Annotated in this window: 3 protein-coding genes; all 3 read right to left on the reverse strand. The window is 70.2% G+C overall.

Features of this window, described 5'->3' with window-relative positions:
• Positions 1-114 precede the first annotated feature (114 nt).
• Positions 115-2,616 (reverse strand): 1,4-alpha-glucan branching enzyme, encoded by a 2,502-nt coding sequence (gene glgB / locus RMT89_RS39655; protein ID WP_315888606.1) that lies wholly within the window; start codon positions 2,614-2,616, stop codon positions 115-117.
• Entirely contained in the window at positions 2,613-4,025 is a 1,413-nt protein-coding gene (locus RMT89_RS39660) for a maltokinase N-terminal cap-like domain-containing protein (RefSeq protein WP_315888607.1), read from the reverse strand. Before RMT89_RS39660 ends, glgB begins: the two co-directional genes overlap by 4 nt.
• An 84-nt stretch (positions 4,026-4,109) precedes the next feature.
• Positions 4,110-4,802, reverse strand: a 693-nt coding sequence (locus RMT89_RS39665; RefSeq protein ID WP_315888608.1) for an alpha-glucosidase C-terminal domain-containing protein, incomplete at its 5' end; no start/stop codon positions are given.

The raw sequence follows: 4,802 nt of genomic DNA on the forward strand, positions 1-4,802 counted from the left end.
GCTCTCGGCGTGCCGGCCGGAAGCCCTCGTACTGGATGTACCTGGGCTTTCGGCCGGTGCGGCGAGAGTGCGTGCCGTCGCGTCGCGACGGGGCGAACGTTGCCTGTCGCGGCACTAGGCGGGGCGCAGCCAGACGGTGGCCAGCGGCGGCAGCGCAAGGCGAATACTGGCGGCACGGCCGTGCCAGCCCTGGGGCTCCGGCTTGAGCGGGTCGGGGTTCGTGACGTCGCTGCCGCCGTACCTCGCCGCGTCCGTGTTCAGGGTCTCGTGCCAGGCCGGGATGTCGTCGGGCACGCCCAGGCGGTACTCGTGCCGCACCACCGGCGAGAAGTTGGAGACCGACAGCAGCGGGACGCCCTCCGCGTCGCACCTCAGGAAGGCGAAGACGTTGTCGTCCGCCGCGTCCCCGACCACCCACTGGAAGCCGGCCGGGTCGATGTCCTGCTGCCACAGGGCCGGCGTGTGCCGGTACACCACGTTCAGGTCACGGACCAGATCGCGGACGCCCCGATGATCGGGCTCGGCACCGTAGGCCGGATCCAGCAGCCACCAGTCCGGGCCGTGTGCCTCCGACCACTCCGCCCCCTGGGCGAACTCCTGCCCCATGAAGAGGAGTTGCTTGCCGGGATGGGCCCACATGAAGCCCAGGTACGCCCGGTGGTTCGCGCGCTGCTGCCACCAGTCGCCCGGCATCTTCGACACCAGCGACCCCTTGCCGTGCACGACCTCGTCGTGGGAGATCGGCAGGACGTAGTTCTCGCTGTAGGCGTACACCATCGAGAAGGTCATCTCGTGATGGTGGTACTTGCGATGGATCGGCTCATGGGACATGTAGCCCAGCGAGTCGTGCATCCAGCCCATGTTCCACTTCAGACCGAAGCCCAGGCCCCCGAAGCCGCCGGGGCCCATGTGGTGGGTGGCGCGCGTGACGCCGTCCCAGGCGGTGGACTCCTCCGCGATCGTCACCACCCCCGGCACCCGCCGGTACACCGTGGCGTTCATCTCCTGGAGAAACGCCACCGCGTCCAGGTTCTCCCGGCCGCCGTGCACATTCGGGACCCACTGCCCCGGCTCACGCGAGTAGTCCAGGTACAGCATCGAGGCGACCGCGTCCACCCGCAGCCCGTCGATATGGAACTCCTCGCACCAGTACACGGCGTTCGCGACAAGGAAGTTGCGCACCTCGCGCCGCCCGAAGTCGAACTCCAGCGTGCCCCAGTCGGGATGCGCCGACCGCAGCGGGTCCTCGTGCTCGTAGAGCGGACGCCCGTCGAACTCCGCCAACGCCCAGTCGTCCCGCGGGAAGTGTGCCGGCACCCAGTCCATCAGCACGCCGATGCCCGCCTGGTGCAGGGCGTCGACGAGGAACTTGAAGTCGTCGGGCGTTCCGAGCCGGGCCGTGGGCGCGTAGAAGCCGGTGACCTGGTAGCCCCAGGAACCACCGAAGGGATGCTCGGCGACCGGCATCAGCTCCACATGGGTGAAGCCCAGGTCCTTGACATAGGCGGGGAGCTGCTCGGCGAGCTGGCGGTACGTCAGTCCCGGTCGCCAGGACGGCAGATGGACCTCGTAGACGGAGAACGGGCCTTCGTGCGCCGGTACCTGCCCGCGCTGTTCCAGCCACTCCTCGTCGTGCCACTCGTGGTGCGAGGCGTGCACGATCGACGAGGTGTTGGGCGGGGCCTCGGTACGGCGGGCCAGCGGATCGGCGCGCAGGGTGCGGGAACCGTCGGACCGGGTGATCTCGAACTTGTACAGCTCGCCCTCGCCTATGCCCGGGACGAACAGCTCCCACACCCCGGTCCCGCCGAGCGAGCGCATCGGATACCCGGTGCCGTCCCAGAAGTTGAAGGTCCCCGCAAGCCGCACTCCGCGCGCGTTCGGCGCCCACACCGTGAACCGGGTGCCGGGCACGCCCTGGTGGGTCATCGGCTCGGCGCCGAGCGCCTTCCACAGCTGCTCGTGCCGGCCCTCGCCGATCAGATGCAGATCCAGATCGCCCAGCGCGGGCAGGAAGCGGTACGGATCCTCGGTCTCCAGCTCGGCGCTCTCGTACGCCACGAGGATCCGGTACTCCGGCACGCCCCGCAGCGGCAGCAGCCCCGAGAAGAAGCCCTCACCGTCGTCGTGCAGCTCGGCCCGCAGCTCCCCGGCGAGAACGGTGACGGCACGGGCGTACGGCCGGAAGGCCCGGAAGGCCACTCCACCGGGCACGGGATGCGCGCCCAGCACGGAGTGCGGGTCGTGGTGGGTGCCGGCGAGGAGGCGGGCACGGTCGTCGGCGTCCACGGCGGGGGAGACGGCGATCTCCACGGGCGCCGGAAGCGGGGACTTCACGGCCTTCTTGGCGGTGGTGGTCTTCTTGGCCGGAGGCGGGGCCTTCTTCGCGGCGGCCTTCTTGACGGCCGCCTTCTTGGTCACGGCCTTCTTCGCCACCGCCTTCTTCGCCACCGCCTTCTTCGCCACCGCCTTCTTCGCGGAAGCCTGCTTCTCGGCGACCTTCTTGGCCGTCTTCTTGGCCGTCTTCTTCGCCGGCTTCGCGACGCTCTTCTCCTCGGCCGTCTGCTCGGCCGACTGCTGCGGATCCGGACCGGAGGACGGGGGTCGGGGGGTCACGGGTGGGGCCTCCTCGGCGGGGATGACGGGGAAAGAGAAGGGGAGGTGCCGTCCACGGCCAGCCGGCGCACCGCCGACAGCGGGACCGGCAGCCAGTCGGGTCGGTGGCGGGCCTCGTAGACGACCTCGTAGATCGCCTTGTCCGTCTCGCACGCCCGCAGCAGCACGGGGTCGGTTCGCGGATCGACGCCGGAGACCTCGGCGTACCCGGAGCAGTACGCGGCCCGGCAGGTCTCGGCCCAGCCGGGTATCGGCGGTTCGGCCGAGTGCGCCGCGTAGTCGAAGGAGCGCAGCATCCCGGCGATGTCCCGCAGCGGCGGCTGCGGCAGACGGCGTTCGGCCAGCGGCTTCGCCGGTTCGCCCTCGAAGTCGATGAGCCACCACTGACCGGCGGGCGAGCGCAGGCACTGCCCCAGATGGAGATCTCCGTGGACGCGCTGGGCGGTCCAGGTGCGGCCCTCCGCCGCGAGCGTGCCCAGCGCCTCGAAGGCGGACCGCAGCCCGGGCGCGTACGGTCTGAGCGCGGGCACCGCCTGTGCGGCGGCATCAAGCCGCTCCACCATGCCGTCGACCATCAGCTCCAGTTGGGCATGGCCGAGGGTGACCGTCGGCAGTGCGCGGGCCAGCGCGGTGTGCACCTCTGCGGTGGCCCGTCCGAGCCCCCTTGCCTCCGCGGCGAAGTCCTCGCCCTTGGACAGCTCGCGCAGCGCCAGCTCCCAGCCGTCCGAGGCGCCCTGCACAAAGGGCTGGAGCACCCCGAGGACGTACGGCTCCCCGGTCTGCTCGGCCCGGATCCACGCCGTCGGCGCCGGTACCCGGGGGCAGCCCTCGCGGGCCAGCGCCAACGGCAGCTCCAGGTCGGGATTGACGCCGGGCACGACCCGGCGCAACAGCTTCAGGATGAACGTATCGCCGTAGACGACCGACGAGTTGGACTGCTCGGCGGTCATCACGCGCGGTATCAGGCCCGGCCGGATCTCCTGGTCAGGCTCCCGTTCGAAGCGCAGCCCGCCGATGCGGGCCTGGGTGCGCAGTGCCTCCAGGAGCAGTTCGGCGGGCCGGGGGTCGTAGAGGGCCTCGTACACCGTGTGTCCGGTGAGCGGGCCCTGGTCCACATGGCCGATCAGCGCGGGCGCGAGCCGGGGCGGCAGCGCCTCGCGCACGCCTATGAGGAGCTGGTAGCAGTCGCCGGGCATGGGTGACTGATGAGCACGTACGAGCAGGTGGTAGAGGCCCGGCTTGCCGTCGGCCGGCAGCAGCTCGGTGGCGGCGACCAGCGAGAACCCGGTGACCGGGCGGCCCTTCCCGGCGAACCACCGCTGCCGCGGCAGCCACTCCCGCAACAGGGGATCCAGGGACGCCAGGAAACCCGGGGTTGAAGTGAGGGTACGGGTGACGGCTTCCGACATGACGTCGCGTCCTTTCCCCGGGGTGGTCGGGGTGTTAGTGATGCGTGCCCCGGGCGGGGCGGAGGAAACCGCCCCGCCGGGCTTCTAGGAGTTCTCCTTGCGGAGCCGGAACCAGTAGAAGCCGTGTCCCGCCAGCGTCAGCAAGTACGGCAGCTCCCCGATGGCCGGGAATCGCACCCCGCCGAACAGCTCCACCGGATGCCGTCCGTTGAACCTCCGCAGATCCAGCTCGGTCGGCTGGGCGAACCGGGAGAAGTTGTGCACGCACAGGACGAGATCGTCCTCGTACTCCCGCAGGAACGCGATCACGGCCGGGTTGGACGACTGGAGCTCGGTGTACGAGCCGAGCCCGAACGCCGGGTTCTGCTTACGGATCTCGATCATGCGCCGGGTCCAGTGCAGCAGGGACGACGGCGAGGACATCGAGGCCTCGACGTTGGTCACCTGATAGCCGTAGACCGGGTCCATGATCGTGGGCAGATACAGCCGGCCCGGATCACAGGAGGAGAAGCCCGCGTTCCTGTCCGGCGTCCACTGCATGGGCGTGCGGACGGCGTCGCGGTCACCGAGCCAGATGTTGTCGCCCATGCCGATCTCGTCGCCGTAGTAGAGGATCGGCGAGCCGGGCAGCGACAGCAGCAGGGCGGTGAAGAGTTCGATCTGGTTGCGGTCGTTGTCCAACAAAGGCGCCAGTCGACGCCGGATGCCGATGTTGGCGCGCATGCGGGGGTCCTTGGCGTACTCGGCCCACATGTAGTCGCGTTCCTCGTCGGTGAC

The sequence above is a fragment of the Streptomyces sp. P17 genome (assembly GCF_032436805.1).
In the GTDB taxonomy this organism is placed as follows: domain Bacteria; phylum Actinomycetota; class Actinomycetes; order Streptomycetales; family Streptomycetaceae; genus Streptomyces.

What these genes read in the sequence shown, in the direction of transcription:
- RMT89_RS39660 (WP_315888607.1), bottom strand. Translation starts at nt 4,025, where the DNA reads ATGTCGGAAGCCGTCACCCGTACCCTCACTTCAACCCCGGGTTTCCTG.